Below are 16151 nucleotides of genomic sequence, written 5' to 3'. Positions count from 1 at the left end.
GTGCCGCACCGCGTACGGTGCGGCACGCTCGCTCCGGGCCCGGCTCCTGGTTCCCGGGCTCGCTACGGCTGCACCGTGATCTCGGGGAGCCGCGCCGACAGGTAGCCGCCGAAGGCGACCAGGTTGAACACGCCGGTGTGGATGCCGTCGACCGTCTGCTGGATGGCGGCGTTCGTGAATCCCAGCTCCACCACCTTGAAGGTGTTCCACGCGGCCGTCGGGAAGGCAGCCGCCAGGTCCCGGCTCCAGGTCGCGAACCTGAAGTGCCCGTTCAGCTCGATGACATGGACGGGCCGGTCCCTGCTCCAGGCCCTGCAGGCGCGTCGGTTGGCCTGGTCCAGGTCGTCCCAGAAGTCCGCGAACTCGTCGACGGTGAAGATGTCCTCGCTCGACGACGAGGAGGAGCTCAGGACGGGAACGGACTTCGTGGCGGCCCTGGTCGCGGCGGCCGACGCCGCGGCCAGCTCCCGCCGGTAGGAGTCCAGCCAGGCGGCCAGCGGGTTCGTCCCGGTGGTCGGTTGGGCCTCCCGCTCCCACACCTTCGGGTCCTCGACGCGGGTCACCGTGCTCAGCAGGCGCCGGGCTTCGGGGTTGCCCTCGAAGTGGCGCCAGAGCGCGAGGCAGGCGGCCGGGTCGGCGGTGCGGCCGAACGCCATGCAGGCGTCGAAGGAGGCCACGTAGCCCGGTGCGAGCTGGGCCTCCGCCTCGCCGAACTCGGTGAGCGGGGACCGGAATGAGGCGCTGGCGAACCACCCGGCCGGCTGGTCGGGGCTCTCCCAGCCCTGCTGGTAGACGTCGATGACGGGGACGATGTGGGTCGCCCAGAAGCCGAGCAGGTGGTTCTCGGCGCCCCGCTGCCGATCCTGCGGGGTGAGGGCGGCCCAGCCGGCCCGGCGCTCCAGGGTGCCGGCGGTGAAGAAGGAGGCGACGAAGCGGTCCAACGCGGTCACGGGCGCGGGGCCGATCGGCGTGAAGGCCTCCGTCCGCAGTCGCCTCGTCACCTTGGCGCGGGACTTCTCCGGCAGCCCGTACAGGTAGGTGAGGAAGTCCCAGGCGCTCAGCGAGCGGCGGTGCCGGCGGGCGTCGTCCAGCACGAGCGCGGACTCCAGCTTCCGGGACGAGGCCAGGACGAAGGACGCCTCACGCGCTCCCTGGGCGGTGGTGGCGAGCTTGTGGAACTCGGGGATCGCCACCTCCGGGTTCCGGGTGATCCGCTCGAACCAGTCCTTGGCCCGTGCGACGTAGAGCGCCAGGTGGGCGTTCGCCTCCTGGTACGCGGCCGTGTCCGGGAGCGTGGTCGTCATGCCGCTCAGGCCGGACGCGCTGGCCTTGCCCACACAGAAGGTCAGCCGGATGTCGGGGTCTTTGACCCGGCCCAGGATCCCCTGACACGTGTGCCGGCCGTTCCGGCAGCCCTTCAGGTCGGTGCAGAGCTGGGTCTCGGCCTCGAAGCCCGGCGTGAAACCGATGTAGATGATCTGGTTCTTCGCGGACTCGACGGTGTGCATCCGCGCGTACTCGGGATGGGTGAGCGGCCCGATCCGGTAGTTGTGGACCACGGGCGGTTCGTCCGTGGACCGGAAGACGGTCGGCGGCTCGACACCGCCCACCCGGGTCAGCACCGCCATGCCGATCGTGATGGCCAGCAGGGTGTCGGTCTGGGCGTAGATCCCCACGCTCCCGCCGGCCGGGACGAAGGTGTCGGGCCCGCTGTAATTGCCGTGGCCCATGATGAAGGTGGTCAACTGCTGCTCCCGGTCTGCGGCTCACCGGCCCGCGAAGCGGGCCCCCGCACCGAAATGTACGTCAAACAGCGCACATCACAGGGGATTTGGAAGAATTAGCCGAACGGTGCCGGTCCCGGCGGCGGACCGGTGGGCCGGTGGGCCGGTGGAGCCGCCCTCGCCCCGCCCGCGTCCTTCCCGCGCCCTACTCGATCCCTGCCCGTGCCCGGCTCACATCCTGCCCCGTCCGCCCGTCCGCCCGTCCGCCCGTCCGCCCGTCCGCCAGCCCGCCCGTCCGTCCGTCCGCCAGCCCGGCGAGTGCGGGCGGCGCCGGCGACGACCCCGCGGCGATGCGGAAGGCTCCCAGGACGCCGTGTCCGGAAGGCCACGGCACACCCATCGCGAGATGACGAACGGCTGACCACCCGGGCACCCGGCGCCCCGAACGGCCCTCCGGCCAGCACTTCAGCAGGTGCACATCTCCGCTCTCCCGAATGGCCACCCGGACGCCAGCCGCCTCCGCGAGACATACGGGTGCCACCCCCTGCGGGGCAGCCGTCCGGCCGGCGAGCCGGCGCCTCGGTTGCACACGCCGGCCCCCACGCTCGCGTATCCGGAGAGTCCACATGACCACCGCTCCCGTCCTGACGCCGCCCCTGCCCGCCGCCCGTACCGCACCACCGCGGCGCACCACCGCGCCGACCCCGAGCTACTCGGTGCTGATCGCCCGCACCGAGGCCGACCTGCGCGCCGCCCAGCGCCTGCGGCACCTGGTGTTCGCCGGGGAGATGGGCGCCCGACTGGACACCCTCCGCCCCGGCCTGGACGTCGACGCCTTCGACGAGCACTGCGAACACCTGATCGTCCGCGAGGACGCCACCGGCGAGGTCGTCGGCACCTACCGACTGCTCCCGCCCGAGCGCGCCGCCCGGGCCGGCCGGCTCTACTCCGACACCGAGTTCGACCTCACCAACCTGGCCGCCCTGCGCGGCAGCCTGGTCGAGGTCGGCCGCTCCTGCATCCACCCCGACCACCGCGCCACCGGCGCCGTCATCAACCTCATGTGGGGCGCCCTGGCGCGCTACCTCGTCGAGTCGGGCAACACCTGGATCGCCGGCTGCTGCTCCGTCCCGCTGGCCGACGGCGGCACCGCCGCCGCCGGGGTCTGGGACACCGTGGCCGCCAGGCACCTCGCCCCCGAGGAGTACCGGGTCCGCCCGCTGCGCCCCTGGGACCCGGCCGGCATCACCCGCCCCGCCCGGAGCAGCCTGCCGCCGCTGCTGCGCGGGTACCTGCGGCTCGGGGCCTGGGTCTGCGGGACGCCCGCCCACGACCCCGCCTTCGGCGTCGCGGACCTGTACGTCCTGCTCTCGCTGGAGCGCACCGACCCCCGCTACCTGCGGCACTTCCTGTCGGCGGGCGCGAGCGAACCCGCTGCCGCGAGCGACCCCGGTGCCGCCGACGGACCGGTCGGGGCGACGGGCAGCGCCGGATGAGCGCCTGGTTGCCGACCGCGCCCTGCACCCCCGAGGCCTGCGTCAGCGGGTCGGTCGCCACCGTCCCGGTTCCCCGGCGGGTCCTGCGCTGCGCCGTCCTGGCGGCCGTACTGGCCGTCGGCTTCGCCCTGGCACCGGTGCTGGCCCGCCCCGGCCGGGCCGGGGCGGGAGCCCACGCCGGGCCGGAGGCACCGCCGCGCGAGCTGCCGGCGGAGCGACTGATGCGCGGCTGGACGCGGCTGCTGGTGGCCGCCCTCGGAGTGCGGATCAGCGCCGCCGTACCGCCTCGCAGCGCCTCGGCGGGCGTCGGGCCGGGGGCCCTGCTGGTCGCCAACCACGTGTCCTGGCTGGACATCCTGCTGATCGGGGCGCTCCGGCCCGGGCGCATGCTGGCGAAGACCGAAGTCCGGGGCTGGCCGCTGTTCGGCCGGCTGGCCGCCGGGATCGGCACCATCTTCATCGAACGCGACCGGCTGCGGGCCCTGCCGCGGACGGTGGAGGAGGTCGCGGCGGCCCTGCGGCGAGGGGAGGACGTGGTGGTCTTCCCCGAGGGCAGTACCTGGTGCGGACGCGGCGGCGGGCGCTTTCGGCCCGCCGCCTTCCAGGCGGCGCTGGGGGCGGGCGCCCCGGTGCAGCCGGTGGTCATCCGCTACCGCCTGGCCGGCGGGGAGCCGACGACCGCCCCCGCGTTCGTGGGGGACGACGGTCTGCTCGCCTCGGTGTGGCGGGTGGCCGGCGTCCGCGGCCTGGTCGCCGAGGTGACGCTGCTCCCCGAGATCCCCGCCGGCCGACACCTCGAACGCCGCGCCCTGGCCCGGGCCGCCCAGGCCTCCGTCCAGGGCCGGCCCGGCCGGCCGCACCCCGGCCACCTGCACCCAGGCCACGTGCACCCAGGCCACCCGGAGCCCGCCCACTCGCAGCCCGGTCAATCAAACCCCGGTCACCCACACCCCGGTCACCCGCAGCCGCGCCGGCTGGCCGGTCATCCGTCCTGAGCGGCTGCGCCGGCCCCGTCCCCGGACGCCGCCCTACGCGTCCTCGACCTCCAGGCCGTAGGCGACCACGGCCTGGCGCAGTCCGCCCGGATACCCGGCGAGGGCGGGGGTGAAGTCCCAGTCCCCGGCGGCGTCGCGGTCGAACCGGCCCAGCCGCATCGCGGTGTTGGTCGGTGCGCCGTCGGCGAGGTGCACCACGGCCGAGGCCTGGTCGGCGCCGGGTTCGAGGATCAGCGCCGGGCCCGCGAACCCGCCCATGGTCGCCGCCGGGTGGTTCTCGGTGTCGGCCGCCGCGACGATGACGAGCCGGTCGGCGTCGGGCGGCAGGGCGTCGAAGTCGACCATCAGGCAGGCGTTCGCGTCGCCGTAGCCGGTGACCAGCCGCACCGAACCGTCCGGGGTCGAGCCGTTGTTGTAGAACACCAGGTGCCCGTCGGACAGCGCCGTGTTCCCCCGGCACACCAGGGCGGCGATGTCGTACTCCTCCTCGCCGGTCCAGTGCAGGAGGAGTCGGGCGGGTTCGGTCGCGACCTCCACCTCGGGCAGTCCGCCCTCCTCGGGGGGTGCGTCGGCACCGTGGCGGGCCGAGGTGAACACCTCGTGGAAGCCGTGGTGCTTGAGCAGTCCGACCAGTTCGGCGCCGTTGATGAGGGTGATCGGTTTGCCGCTGACGAACTGGTGCGAGCTCGGGCCGAACCTGCTGGTCGTGACGAGCACGGCCTTCGTCGCGGCCTGGTCGTGCTGCAGGGTGCCGTACAGGTCCCGTACGGCCGACGGCGCCACCGTGTCCCGGTACCGCTTCACCTGCACGATCACGTTCCCACCCCGGAAGGGGTCCGTGTCGATCCCGCGCACGTCCACCCCGCCGTCCCGCGAGCGCGCCGTGAGCGCGACCTTCATGCCCATCGCCTCCATCAGCCGGGCGATCAGCTGCTCGAACTCCACCGGGTCCATCGCCAGCAGGAGCTGCAGCTCGCGCACCCGTTTGGTCATCCGGCCGCGGTTCGCGTTGGTGTCGTTGCGAAGGTGGCGGAAGAGCATGCGCTGCGCGTTGCGCTCATCGGTGTCGGGGTTGCTGAGGCGGTGGAGCTTGTGGCTCCGGGACATACGGTGCCCCCTCGGGGGTTGGCTGCGTGGTGGTACGCGCCAGGGTAGGGGTGGAGCTGACGCGGTGTCAGTCGCCTCCGGTGATTGATCGTTTTCGACAGGGATTGATCAGGATCCGCCCGTTCGTCGCGGCTGCCCCGGCGGCCCGGACGAGGCGACGGGCTCGGGCCACCGGGGCGGCCGCGGGTGGGATCGGCTGACGGGTGCGGGCCGGCTGCGGGTGTGACGCGGGTCACTGTCCTCCCGCGCGTCCCGCTGTCACGTTTCGCCGGCCGGATCCGTCAGTGCTGTGCAACCGTCCACACGGCAAGGAGATCGTCATGGAAGCCCGTCTGAACGCCTACGGCAACCCCGTCGCCGCCAGGTTCCTCAAGCACGTCAACGCGGCCGGGAGGGTCGTCACGGACTCCACCCTGCCGGCCGCGACGCAGGAGCTGGTGAAGATCCGCGCCAGCCAGATCAACGGCTGCGGCTTCTGCACCGACATGCACACCAAGGACGCCGCGCACGCCGGGGAGACGTCGGTGCGCCTCCACCTGATCGCGGCCTGGCGGGAGGCCACGGTGTTCACCGAGGCGGAGCGGGCCGCCCTGGAGCTGACCGAGCAGGGCACCCGCATCGCCGACGCCGCCGGCGGTGTCTCCGACGGGGCCTGGGCGGACGCCGCCGAGCACTACGACGAGGAGCAGCTGGCCGCCCTGGTGTCGCTGATCGCCCTGATCAACGCCTACAACCGGATGAACGTGATCATCCGGCAGCCCGCGGGCGACTACCAGCCGGGCCAGTTCGGCTGATCGCGGGGCCCGGACCTGCCGGCGCGGCGGCGGCCACCGCGGTCCCGGGCCCTACTGCCGGGGGCCGCCGCCCTGCCGGACGGCGCCGCGCAGGAGGAAGGCCGCCACGACCTCGAACAGGCCGAGCAGGAGTAGCCACAGGCCCAGCAGCCGGGCGAGCGCCACCGCGGACTCCACCGGGTACGCGAGGACGACGACGCCCGCGATGATGCCGATCGCGCCGAGGAAGACGGCCAGGCCGCGGCCCGGCACACCGCGGGCGGCCAGGGCCACGAAGAGCGTGAGGATGCCCGCCAGCAGCCAGTAGGCGCCGACGATGAGGGCCAGGAATCCGACCGTCTGCAACTGGTGACGCAGGCACAGCACACCCGCGAGCACCGACAGCAGGGAGAGCACCACCTGGAGCACGCGGGATCCGGTGGCCTCCGGGTGGGTGAAGGCCGTCACGAAACGGACCACGCCGGCGACCAGCAGTTGCAGTCCGATGATGATCGCGACGACCCGGGCCGTCTCCTCCGGCCAGGTCAGCATCACGACTCCGGCGACGACGGTGAGGACGCCGAAGCCCAACGCCCACCACCACGACCTGCCCAGGCCGGCCAGCCAGTCCTGCGGGTCCGTCGTCCCGGGTCCGACTTCTGTTGCCACGGCTCGACTCCCTCGCTGGTCAGGGCTGCCGGGGAGCGCGCCCGCGACTCGTCGGGGCACGAACCCTCAAGGGAAGTGTCGCGCTTCCGGCACCGCCCGGCGACACGGGCGGGCCGGCCGACCCGGATCCGCGGCGGGTGCACCCGGTGCCACCCTCGGACGGTGCCGGTCTGCCCGGTCTGCCCGGTGCGGGTGAGGCGGCTGAGGTGGGTGAGGCGGGTGAGCGTGGCACCGGGCGCGGGACCGTCCGGTGCGGGGCCCGGCCCCCGGCCGGTTGGTCGCGACGGCGGCATCCCGTAACGTCCACCCGACTCGGGGATTCCCCGGACAGGCGATCAAGGCGGGGGCAGACATGACATACCGGCGTGCGGCGATACCGGCACTGGTCGGAGGGCTGGTGCTCACGGCGCTCCTCTGGTGGGCGGGGGCGAGCCTGCAGGCGCTGCACCTGCGGGGAAGCGCCGGGGTGTTGGGCGCGCAGGGCGTCGCCGACCTGGAGCGCTGGCTGGCCCCCTGGGCGTACGACCCGTCAGCCCTGGCCGGGGCCGGCGCCGAGACGTCCGGTGGGATCGGGGACACGGCCGCGGCCGACACCGGTCGGTACCACTCGCTGTACACCACCGCGCTGCAGATCCGGTTCGGCGCGGTCTTCGCCTTCTTCGTTCCCGGGGCGCTGCTCCTCGTCCGCAGGCTGCCGCCGGTGGAGGGCCGGCTGCCGGCCGCGCTGCTAGCCCTGTGGACCTGGGGCCTGGTGGCCGGGACGCTGGCGGTGACCGTCTCCGCGCCGTGGCTGATCGCATCGCAGGGGCACGGCAGCTACCGGTTCCTGCCCCAGCTGGCGGGCGTGATCTCCTCCGGACGGCAGGCGCTGGTGGCGACGGCGCTGCTCGCGGCGGCCGTCACGGTGCTCGCGGCGCGGATCACCGCCAAGGGCGCCGGTCCGCTGCCGCGTGCGGCCGTCCCCGTCCGCGCCGCGCGCCTGGCCGCCACCACCGGGACGGCGGTGATCGCCCTGTCCCTCGTGGTCCTGTCCTACCAGCCGATCGCCGCCACCCTCCAGCAGGTCTCGCCGGACGGCGGGCTGTTCGTCGAACCCGGTGACCTGCTGCGCCAGTGGCTGCTGCTCGGCACCTGGGCGGGCCCGGCGGGCGGACCGATCGGCGAGTGGCTGCTCTACCGGGCCGCCGACCTGCTGGTGCTCGCCGTGGTCTGGTGGGCCCTGCGGCTGCTGCCCGGCCTGCTCGTCCGGGCCACGGTGCCGGCGATGGCGGTGGGAACGGTCTGCGCGACCGTCCTCGGCCTGCTGGCCGGCCAGCTGCTGCGGGTGGCCCTGGTCGACGCGGGCCCGCGCCAGGGGCTGCTGCACCTGCTCGGCGGCGTCGACGGCGGTGTGCCCGCCGCCCTGACCAGCGGGCTGGTGGCGGGCCTCGCGGCTGCCGTGACGCTGCGGGCGGCCACCGGTCGTACCGGGGCCGCGGCCCTGCCGGCGGGCGCCGCCTGACCCTGCGGTCCGGCCCGGCCGGCCGGGCCGCTGCCTCCGCCGTGCCGCCCGGCTCCGGTGCGCTGCCCCGGGACCGAGCGTCGGTGTCGGGCCCGGGGCTGGTTCGCGCCGTACCGGTTCGCGTGGAACCGGATCCCGGCGGTTCGGATCGTGGTGGTTCAGACCGCGGCGGTCACGACGATCTCGACGAGCACCTCGGGGCGGTAGAGCGAGGCCTGCACCGTGGCGCGGGCGGGCGTCGCCCCGGCGGGCACCCAGGCGTCCCAGGCCAGGTTCATCTCGGCGAAGTCCTTGATGTCCGCCAGGTAGATCTCGGCGCGGAGCACCTTGGTCCGGTCGCTGCCGGTCTCCGCCAGCAGACGGTCGACGGAGGCGAGCACCTGCTTGGTCTGCTCCTCGACGCCGAGGGTGATGTCCGCGGCGACCTGACCGGCCAGGTACACCGTGCCGTTGTGCACCACTGCCTCGCTCATCCGCTCGCCCGAACCGAAGCGCTGGATCATGGGGTACCTCCTGTTGGATCGTTGGGAGCGCCGATCGTATCGGCGCTCCCACGCCGTCGTCGGGCCCGTCCACAGAGTGGCCCCCACCTGCGCGGAGCGGCTGCGCGGGCGCCACCGCACCGGTTCGGCGGACGACAGGACGCCCCGGCCGACGCCCTGCCGGACCGTCAGCCCGGCCGGCCGGCGTCACCGGAGCGCAGCTCCGCCGGCTCGCCGCTGAACACCACCCGCCCGCGGCGCAGCACGTGCACCACCCCGGCAGCCGAGAGCGCCGCGGGGACGGCCGCGGCGGCCACCACGACCGTCCGGCCCTCGGCCGCCACCGCGACCAGCCGGGCGTGCAGCCGGGTGGCGACCGCCGGTGCCAGCCCCCGGTCCGGCTCGTCCAGCAACAGCAGCCGCGGGCGCGCGCCCAGCGCCCGGCCGAGCGCCGTCATCTGCTGCTGGCCGCCCGAGAGGCTGCCGGCCGGCCGGCCGAGCAGCGGCACGAGCTCGGGGAAGAGGCCGGTGGCCGCCTCGATCCCGGGGCCGAGGTTCTCGGCGACGGTCAGCGCGGCGAACACCGCCCGCTCCGCGGGGACGAGGGCGAGCCCGGCCCGCGCCCGGCGGTCGGCGGGCAGCGCGGTGACGTCCCGTCCGGCCCACAGCACCCGCCCGGCGGTCGGCCGGACCGCACCGGCCAGGGTGCGCAGTACCGTGCTGCGCCCGGCGCCGTTGCGGCCCAGCAGCAGCGTCACCCGGCCGGCGGGGCAGACCAGGTCGACCCCGTGCAGGGCCTCGACCAGCCCGTACCGGACCCGGACGGCGCGCAGCTCGGCCTCGACGGTCATCCGCCGCCCCAGGCCGCGGCGACCAGCGGGTCGGCGAGCACGGCGGCGGCGGGACCGCTGGTGCGCATCCGGCCGCTCTCCATCACGTACACGGTGTCGGCGAGCCGGCCGACGAAGCGGAGGTCGTGCTCGACCAGCAGCAGGGCCGTGCCCTCGGCGGCCAGTGCCCGCAGGACCGGGGCGAGCCGGTCGGCCTGCGCGAGGTCGAGGCCCGCGGCGGGTTCGTCGAGCAGCAGGACGGCGGGCGCGGCGGCGAGCGCCCGGGCGAGTTCGACCAGGCGCAGGGTGCCGGTGGGCAGGCCGTCGGCGGGCTCGTCGCGGAGGGCGTCGAGGCCCAGCAGGCGCAGTGCGCGGTCGGCCGCGCTGGGGTCGGCCGCGCTGGGGTCGGCCGCACTGCGGTCGGTGGCACTGCGGTCGGTGGCACCGCGGTCGGCGGGCCCGCCGCGGTGCGACCGGCCGAACGGACGCGGCAGCCCGTGGGCGCGCTGCTCGGCGCCGACCAGCGCGTTCTGGCCGACCGTCAGCCCTTGGAAGACGGCGATCTGCTGGAAGGTCCGGGCGAGGCCGAGACGGGCCCGGGCGTGGTCGGGCAGGCGGGTGACGTCGCGGCCGGCCAGCAGCACCCGGCCGGCGTCGGGCCGGGCCGCGCCGGCGAGGCAGTCGAAGAGGGTGCTCTTGCCGGCGCCGTTCGGCCCGATCAGCGCGGTGACGCGGCCCGGCGGCACGTCGAGGTCGACGCCGTCCACCGCGGCGATCCCGCCGAACCGGCGCACGAGGCCCCGCGCCGCGAGCCCGCCGCCCGCGGCCGGACCTCCCGGGCCGGGCTCCGGGGAGGTCGGGGGCGTCGGCCGGCTCATGGGCGGCGCTCCGGGAGGCGGGCGCGGAGCCGGGCCCGGGCCCGTTCCCCGTACGGTGTCAGCCGGGGCGGGGCGGCCGGCGGGCGGGGGCCGGTGCGCCGCAGCAGGCCGGCGAGCCCGCCGGGCAGCCGCCCGACGGCGGCGGCGAGGGCGCCGACGACGACGGCGGCGACGCCGGGCACCGTACCCGCGTCCAGGCCGGTCAGCAGCGCCGCGGCCAGGACGGCGCCGAGCGCGCTGTCCGCCCCGGCCACCACCACGGTGGCGAACCACAGCAGGCTCTGCACCGGGTCGAAGGCGTCGGCGGAGAAGGCCCGCCCGCCCAGGGCGGTGAGGCCGCCGCCGAGCGCGGCCAGCCCGGCACCGGCCATGAAGACCACCAGCTTGAGCCGGGGTACGTCCACGCCCGCGGCGCCCGCGCCGGCCTGGTGGTCGCGCATCGCGGCCAGCGCCCGGCCGAGCCGACCGCGGTGCAGGGCGCGCACCAGCAGCAGGGCGAGCCCCAGCAGGACGAGCTCCGCGGTGTAGAAGGCGGCGTCGCCGTCGAGGAACGCCGGCCGGTCGACGGCCAGCCCCGAGGTGGCGTACGGCTGCTGGAAGACCAGGCGACTGAGGGCGGTGCCGACCGCGAAGGTGACCAGGGCCAGCGCCAGGCCGCGGCGGCGGATCGCCGGCCACCCGGTGAGCAACCCGAGTGGCACCACGGCGGTCACCGCCAGCAGCAGTGCCGCCGCCGCGGGCAGCGCCGCCACCCCGGGCACCCGGCCGGACGTCAGCAGGGCGGTGCCGAGCGCGCCGAGGCCCGCGTACCCGGCCTGACCGAGCGACACCTGACCGCCGTACCCGGTGACGACCACGAGCGACAGCAGCACCAGGGCCAGCGCGGGAACCGCCACCGCGTGCCGCAGGTCCTCGCTGCGAAAACCCAGCGGCAGCAGCAGGAGCACCGCGCAGGCGGCCCTGGCGGCGCCCGTCGCCGGGCCCGGGCGGACCGGGGTGGCGGGCCGGGCGATGGCGCTGTCGTCGGCGGCGCCGCGCCACGGCAGCAGTGCGGCCACCAGCAGTGCGACGGTGAACAGGTTGGCCTGCACGGCCTCGGCGAGCGGCAGCAGCTGCCCGGCCGGGCGCAGCCGGGTCAGCTCGCTCTGCGCGACGCCGAGGGCGAGGCCGGTGCCGACGGCGACCGGCAGGCTGCGCAACCGGGCGGCGACCGCGACCGCCATGGTCTCCATGACCAGCAGCGGCAGCCCGTACGGATCGAGCAGCAGGAACGGCGCCAGCAGCACGCCCACCAGACCGGCGGTGAACGAGCCGAAGGCCCAGCCCGCGGCGGAGACCCGGTCGGCGTCGATGCCGGTCAGCGCGGCGAGCGGCCGGTTGTCCACGACGGCGCGCACCCGCAGTCCGAAGGCGGTGTACCGGGTGACCAGCCCCACCCCGCCCGCCAGGGCGAGCACGGCGGCGAGCTGCACGGCGGTGTCGAGGCGCAGCGCCCGGCCGCCGAGGTCGGCGAGCCGCCGCGGCCCGACGAGGGCCGGCGCGTCGGCGAACGGCGCGGTGCCCCAGAGCAGCACGACGGCGCCGACCAGCAGCACGAACACGCCGATCCCGGCCACCATCGTCTCGCCCGTGCCGGCGCCGCGGCGCTGCAGCGGGCGGAACACGGCGAGGTCCAGCAGCACCCCGAACGCGGGGGCGGCCACGAGGAGGCAGAACACCGCGGCCGGGGCGAGCGGCCAGCCGCGGACGACGACGAGCTCACGCAGCAGGTAGGCGGTGGCGACGGCCTGGGCGCCCTGCGCGAGGTTGAGCACACCGGTGGTGCGGTGGGTGACGACGAGGCCGACCCCGCTGAGCGCGGCGGCACTGCCGACCGACAGGCCGGCCAGGGCGAGGTCCGCGGTCAGGCCGGCGCCGGTGGTCACGGGCCCGGCGCCGCGGGGGGCTCGGCGCCGGCGGGCGGCGCGGGCTCGCAGACCGGGCACGGGGCGAGGCCGCGGGCGCGGACGGCCGGCGGGTCGAGCGGGGCGGCGGCCTCCTTCCCCGTGACCAGCGGGCAGCCGGGCCGGTGGTAGAGCGTGCCGCCGGGCAGGGCGAGCGGGGGGCGGTCGTCGGGGCCTCCGGTCCCGGCGGGTTCGACCGCCTTGCCGTCGGTGGCCGTGCGGTCGGTGGCCGGGGCTCCGCCCGCGGGCCCGTCGACGGGCGGTTCCTCGGTGACCAGGAGCTCGTACAGCCGGTCGAGGCGGGGGTCGGCCCCGGCACCCTGGCCGGGCGGGCGGCGGGCCGCGATCAGGACGGCGCCGGCGACGATCAGGGCCGCCCCCGGTGCGGTCGCGGAGGCCAGGTAGGGGAGCTGGCGGGCGGTGAGGCTCTCGCCGGAGACGCCGTACCAGCCGAGGACGCACAGGGCCGCACCGGCGGCGAGCGTGAACCAGCCGGGCCACTCCCGCAGGGCCCGCAGCAGACCCGCGGCGCTCGGCCGGGGGAGCCGGTTCATCCGCTTTCCTCCCGTTCCGTTACTTTGCGTCCGTTCCTCTTGCGGTTCGTCCCGATATCGGCCTTCATAGTGTCACGCGCGGTGAACCGCGCCGCAGTGACGGCTCCGGCACGAAGCCGTCTTCGAGACGAACGACCGGGGCCGGCGGCGGGAGGTCGGCCCGCAGGTCGGAAGGACGCGGTGAGGGACTCATGCGCACCACCCGCAGCGAGCCGGCCGGGGCGGCCGGACCCGCTCCCGCGCGGCGACCGGTCGCGCACCGGCGCCCCGCCACCGCCGCCGCAGCCCTCCTCGCCGCACTGGCGCTGGCCCTGACGGCCGGCTGCGGCAGCAGTTCCTCCGATTCCGGCACGGCGTCCGCGAGCGCCTCGCCGACCGCGACCGCCACGGCCTCCGCCTCCGCGGCCGGCACGGCGCCGGCCGACGTGGCCGCGGCCACCGCCGAGGTCACCGCCAACTGGCAGAAGTTCTTCGACCCGGCCACGCCGATCGCCGACAAGGCCGCCCTGCTGCAGAACGGCGAAGCCCTGCAGCCGGCCCTGCAGGGCTTCGCGTCCGACCCGCGGGTGGGCCAGGTCAAGGCCGAGGTCGCCGCGGTGGACTTCACCTCGGCCACCGAGGCCACCGTCACCTACTCGCTGTCGCTGGAGGGCAACGTCGTCCAGCCCGCCGCCACCGGCACGGCCGTGCTGGACGGCGGCACCTGGAAGGTCTCGACCGCGAGCCTGTGCGGGCTGGTCGCGCAGGCGGGCAACACGACCGTGCCGGGATGCAGCTGACCGCGTTCCGCAGAGCGGCCCGCCGCGCCGGGCCGGTAGTGGCTGCCGCGCTGCTGCTGGCCCTGGCGGGCTGCGGCAGCCGGCTGCCCGAGAGCGCGTTCGGCCCCGCCGACGCGGCCGGAAGCCAGCGGACCACCGACGTCGGCGCCGGCCCCGACACCGTGAAGATCGGCATCATCACCTCGCTCACCAGCCCCGTCGGCTCCGAGACCTTCGCCGGGCCGCGCTACGGCGCACTGGCCTTCTTCCGCGCCCTCGACGACGCCGGCGGCCTGGGCGGTCGCACCGTGCAGGTCGTCACCTGCGACGACGGCGGCAGCGGCATCGGCAACCAGGACTGCGTCCACCGACTGATCGACCGCGAGCGGGTGTTCGCCCTGGTCGCGGGCAGCGTACTGACGTACGCGGGCGCGCCGTACGTCAGCGCCAAGGGAGTACCGGACGTGGGCGGGCAGCCGATCGGCACCGCCTACGACCGCTGGCCGCACCTCTACGGCATCTACGGCAGCAGCGCCCCGCGGGACGGCCGGGCGGTCGGCTGGGACGGCACGCTTTACCAGACCACCGAGGTCTACCGCTTCTTCAAGGAGCGGCTCGGCGCGACCAGCGCGGCCGTGGTCTCCTACGACCAGGCCGACTCGGCGCGCTACGCCCGGCAGATCGAGGCCGGGCTCCGCGCCGAGGGGTACCGGGTGCTGAGCCGGACGGTGGACCTGGCGCTGCCCGGCTTCCAGGCCGTGGCCGCCGCCATGAAGGCCGACGGCACCGAACTGCTCTTCGACGCGATGGACACCCGCGGCAACGCCGCCCTCTGCCAGGCGCTCGACGCGGCGGGCGTACCGCTGCGCGCCAAGGTGACCAACGTCCAGAACTGGTCCGAGACGGTGCGCACCGACTACCGGGACGCCGCGGGCTGCCGCACCGTCCTGTGGGCGACCTCCGCGAGCCGCAACTACGAGGACACCGGCCACCCCGCCGTCCAGGCGTTCCGCACCGCGATGGCCCGCTACTACCCCGAGCGGGCGGCCCTGCTCTCCGCCTGGGAGCTGGAGGGCTGGGCGGCCGCGCAGTGGCTGACCGACGCCATGCACTCCTGCGGGGCCGACCTGACCCGCCGCTGCGTCACGGCCTTCATGGACAGCGGCACGCCGTACGACGCCCACGGACTGCTGCTGCCCGCCGCCTTCCACCCCGAACCCCGACCCTCCGGCCCCGCCCGCGCCTGCCTGGACGCCGCCCGCTGGGAGGACGCCGCGAACGGCGGCCGGGGCGGCTGGGTGACGCAGGTGCCGGACATGACCACCACCTGCTTCGACGTTCCCCAGCTGCCCTACCGGCCGTGAGCGCGGCCCGGCGTGGGGCCGGGCTCGAACCGGGCTGGGAGGCACCCGGTGGCGAGCGCAACGCGGCCTCCACCGCCCGGACGGCCGATCTGCGGCAGCGGACCCGGGACTTGATGCCGACCGTCTCGCCCTGATGCGGGTGGCCCCGAAGTGCAGCGGCGCGGCCGCCCGCCCGGAGGGGGAGGCCGCGCCGACGGAATTCACCGGACGTCAGTGGATTGTTTCAGCTGACGTACTTGATATTGATCCAGAACATCTCCATGGGACGATTCTGGCCGGTCGTGCCGATCGTGCCCGTTCGGCCGGAGTAGGTCATGCCGTCCAGCCACCCGACGTTCCTGGAGTAGGCGTTTCCTTCGACGGCGTTGAACTGTGCCCGGACCTCGACGGCCTCGATGGGGGAGTTCATCCCGGTGGTGCCGATCTGGAAGGTCCCGGAGCTCGCGCACTGCGAAACGCTGTCCCAGCCGTAGTTGCTGCGGTGGGCCCGCGCGCAGAAGGTCTCCTGATTCGCCGGGTTGATCTGGAACTCGATCGCCTCAAGATTCTTGGCCAGCCCCTGCGTGCCCGCCCACTGCCCCCCGCAGACCCAGGGCTGCCAGTCGAGGTCCTGCACGTGCGCCCGGTAGGCGAACTTGCCGCCGCAGACACCGGCCGCGCTCGCCGGCGCGGTCGTGACGGCGAGTCCGCTTCCTGCCAGTGCCACCGCGACCAACAGTCGCAGCACGATCTTCCGCATTTCCTCCCCTAACCGGACACCCCGCGAAGCGATTCGTCATTCGCGGCGGAGCCCCTCCCTGTGGCAAACCTCCGCGATCATGCCTCAGTGCTGATGGTGCGTCAATCGCTTTTGTTCCTTCCGGTGACCCTCCTGTGCAGGTGTCGGGTGGGGGTGGGAGAGGTGAACGCCGAATTGATTCCCGACCCCGAGGATCAGCCGGCCGGCGCCCCCACGCGATCGCCGGAACTCGCCGGAACTCGCCGGCACCTCCGGCCGGCCGGAGGGTGGCGAGCGGCGAGGCGGTGTTCTCGGTCGATTGTCGGCGTCCGCCTGATCGGTTTCGGCCCCCCTGCGTC

General features: G+C 75.4%; 15 protein-coding genes. 6 read left to right on the top strand and 9 right to left on the bottom strand.

Annotated elements, in window-relative coordinates; all coding sequences use genetic code 11:
• Positions 1-62 precede the first annotated feature (62 nt).
• Positions 63-1745: a hypothetical protein gene (locus ACFTWP_RS22995; RefSeq protein WP_380266538.1), complete on the bottom strand. Its 1683-nt coding sequence runs from the start codon at positions 1743-1745 to the stop codon at positions 63-65.
• 605 nt (positions 1746-2350) lie between these two features.
• On the opposite strand from ACFTWP_RS22995, the gene ACFTWP_RS22990 reads away from it, so the two are divergent.
• The gene (locus ACFTWP_RS22990) at positions 2351-3220 is read left to right on the top strand and encodes a GNAT family N-acetyltransferase (protein WP_380266537.1); all 870 of its coding nucleotides are present in this window, start codon (positions 2351-2353) and stop codon (positions 3218-3220) included.
• Positions 3217-4215 (top strand): lysophospholipid acyltransferase family protein, encoded by a 999-nt coding sequence (locus ACFTWP_RS22985; RefSeq protein WP_380266536.1) that lies wholly within the window; start codon positions 3217-3219, stop codon positions 4213-4215. The genes ACFTWP_RS22990 and ACFTWP_RS22985 overlap by 4 nt, the downstream gene beginning before the upstream one ends.
• Before the next feature lie 33 nt (positions 4216-4248).
• Here the strand turns inward: ACFTWP_RS22985 and ACFTWP_RS22980 are convergent, their stop codons facing one another.
• On the bottom strand, positions 4249-5322 hold the full coding sequence (locus ACFTWP_RS22980) for a restriction endonuclease (protein ID WP_380266535.1): 1074 nt from the start codon (positions 5320-5322) through the stop codon (positions 4249-4251).
• Between the two features lie 320 nt (positions 5323-5642).
• Here ACFTWP_RS22980 and ACFTWP_RS22975 point away from each other — a divergent pair, with 320 nt between their 5' ends.
• Positions 5643-6116: a carboxymuconolactone decarboxylase family protein gene (locus ACFTWP_RS22975; RefSeq protein WP_380266534.1), complete on the top strand. Its 474-nt coding sequence runs from the start codon at positions 5643-5645 to the stop codon at positions 6114-6116.
• Positions 6117-6167: 51 nt separating this feature from the next.
• Here ACFTWP_RS22975 and ACFTWP_RS22970 read toward each other — a convergent pair whose 3' ends face one another.
• Entirely contained in the window at positions 6168-6764 is a 597-nt protein-coding gene (locus tag ACFTWP_RS22970; protein WP_380266533.1) for an HdeD family acid-resistance protein, read from the bottom strand.
• Positions 6765-7116: 352 nt separating this feature from the next.
• Here ACFTWP_RS22970 and ACFTWP_RS22965 point away from each other — a divergent pair, with 352 nt between their 5' ends.
• Positions 7117-8265: a hypothetical protein gene (locus ACFTWP_RS22965; RefSeq protein WP_380266532.1), complete on the top strand. Its 1149-nt coding sequence runs from the start codon at positions 7117-7119 to the stop codon at positions 8263-8265.
• Positions 8266-8423: 158 nt separating this feature from the next.
• Here ACFTWP_RS22965 and ACFTWP_RS22960 read toward each other — a convergent pair whose 3' ends face one another.
• The 5 genes from ACFTWP_RS22960 to ACFTWP_RS22940 all read right to left on the bottom strand — a co-directional run bounded on the left by ACFTWP_RS22960 (position 8424) and on the right by ACFTWP_RS22940 (position 12952).
• Entirely contained in the window at positions 8424-8768 is a 345-nt protein-coding gene (locus ACFTWP_RS22960) for a RidA family protein (RefSeq protein ID WP_380266531.1), read from the bottom strand.
• A gap of 167 nt (positions 8769-8935) precedes the next feature.
• A complete protein-coding gene (locus tag ACFTWP_RS22955; protein ID WP_380266530.1) occupies positions 8936-9598 on the bottom strand; it encodes an ABC transporter ATP-binding protein in 663 nt (220 codons plus the stop codon).
• Positions 9595-10455, bottom strand: coding sequence for an ABC transporter ATP-binding protein (locus tag ACFTWP_RS22950; RefSeq protein WP_380266529.1), 861 nt, complete (start codon positions 10453-10455; stop codon positions 9595-9597). The genes ACFTWP_RS22955 and ACFTWP_RS22950 overlap by 4 nt, the downstream gene beginning before the upstream one ends.
• Positions 10452-12380 (bottom strand): ABC transporter permease, encoded by a 1929-nt coding sequence (locus ACFTWP_RS22945; protein ID WP_380266528.1) that lies wholly within the window; start codon positions 12378-12380, stop codon positions 10452-10454. The genes ACFTWP_RS22950 and ACFTWP_RS22945 overlap by 4 nt, the downstream gene beginning before the upstream one ends.
• Complete coding sequence (locus ACFTWP_RS22940; RefSeq protein ID WP_380266527.1) at positions 12377-12952, bottom strand: hypothetical protein; 576 nt, start codon at positions 12950-12952, stop codon at positions 12377-12379. The genes ACFTWP_RS22945 and ACFTWP_RS22940 overlap by 4 nt, the downstream gene beginning before the upstream one ends.
• A gap of 191 nt (positions 12953-13143) precedes the next feature.
• On the opposite strand from ACFTWP_RS22940, the gene ACFTWP_RS22935 reads away from it, so the two are divergent.
• Complete coding sequence (locus tag ACFTWP_RS22935; RefSeq protein ID WP_380266526.1) at positions 13144-13731, top strand: hypothetical protein; 588 nt, start codon at positions 13144-13146, stop codon at positions 13729-13731.
• Positions 13722-15074, top strand: coding sequence for an ABC transporter substrate-binding protein (locus ACFTWP_RS22930; protein ID WP_380266525.1), 1353 nt, complete (start codon positions 13722-13724; stop codon positions 15072-15074). Before ACFTWP_RS22935 ends, ACFTWP_RS22930 begins: the two co-directional genes overlap by 10 nt.
• Positions 15075-15297: 223 nt before the next feature.
• Here the strand turns inward: ACFTWP_RS22930 and ACFTWP_RS22925 are convergent, their stop codons facing one another.
• Positions 15298-15813, bottom strand: coding sequence for a hypothetical protein (locus tag ACFTWP_RS22925; protein WP_380266524.1), 516 nt, complete (start codon positions 15811-15813; stop codon positions 15298-15300).
• Between the last annotated feature and the right edge of the window lie 338 nt (positions 15814-16151).

The organism is Kitasatospora sp. NPDC057015, assembly GCF_042673745.1.
Lineage (GTDB): Bacteria > Actinomycetota > Actinomycetes > Streptomycetales > Streptomycetaceae > Kitasatospora.
The sequence above is the reverse complement of the archived record's forward strand: the minus strand, read 5'-3'. Positions and strand labels throughout refer to the sequence as shown.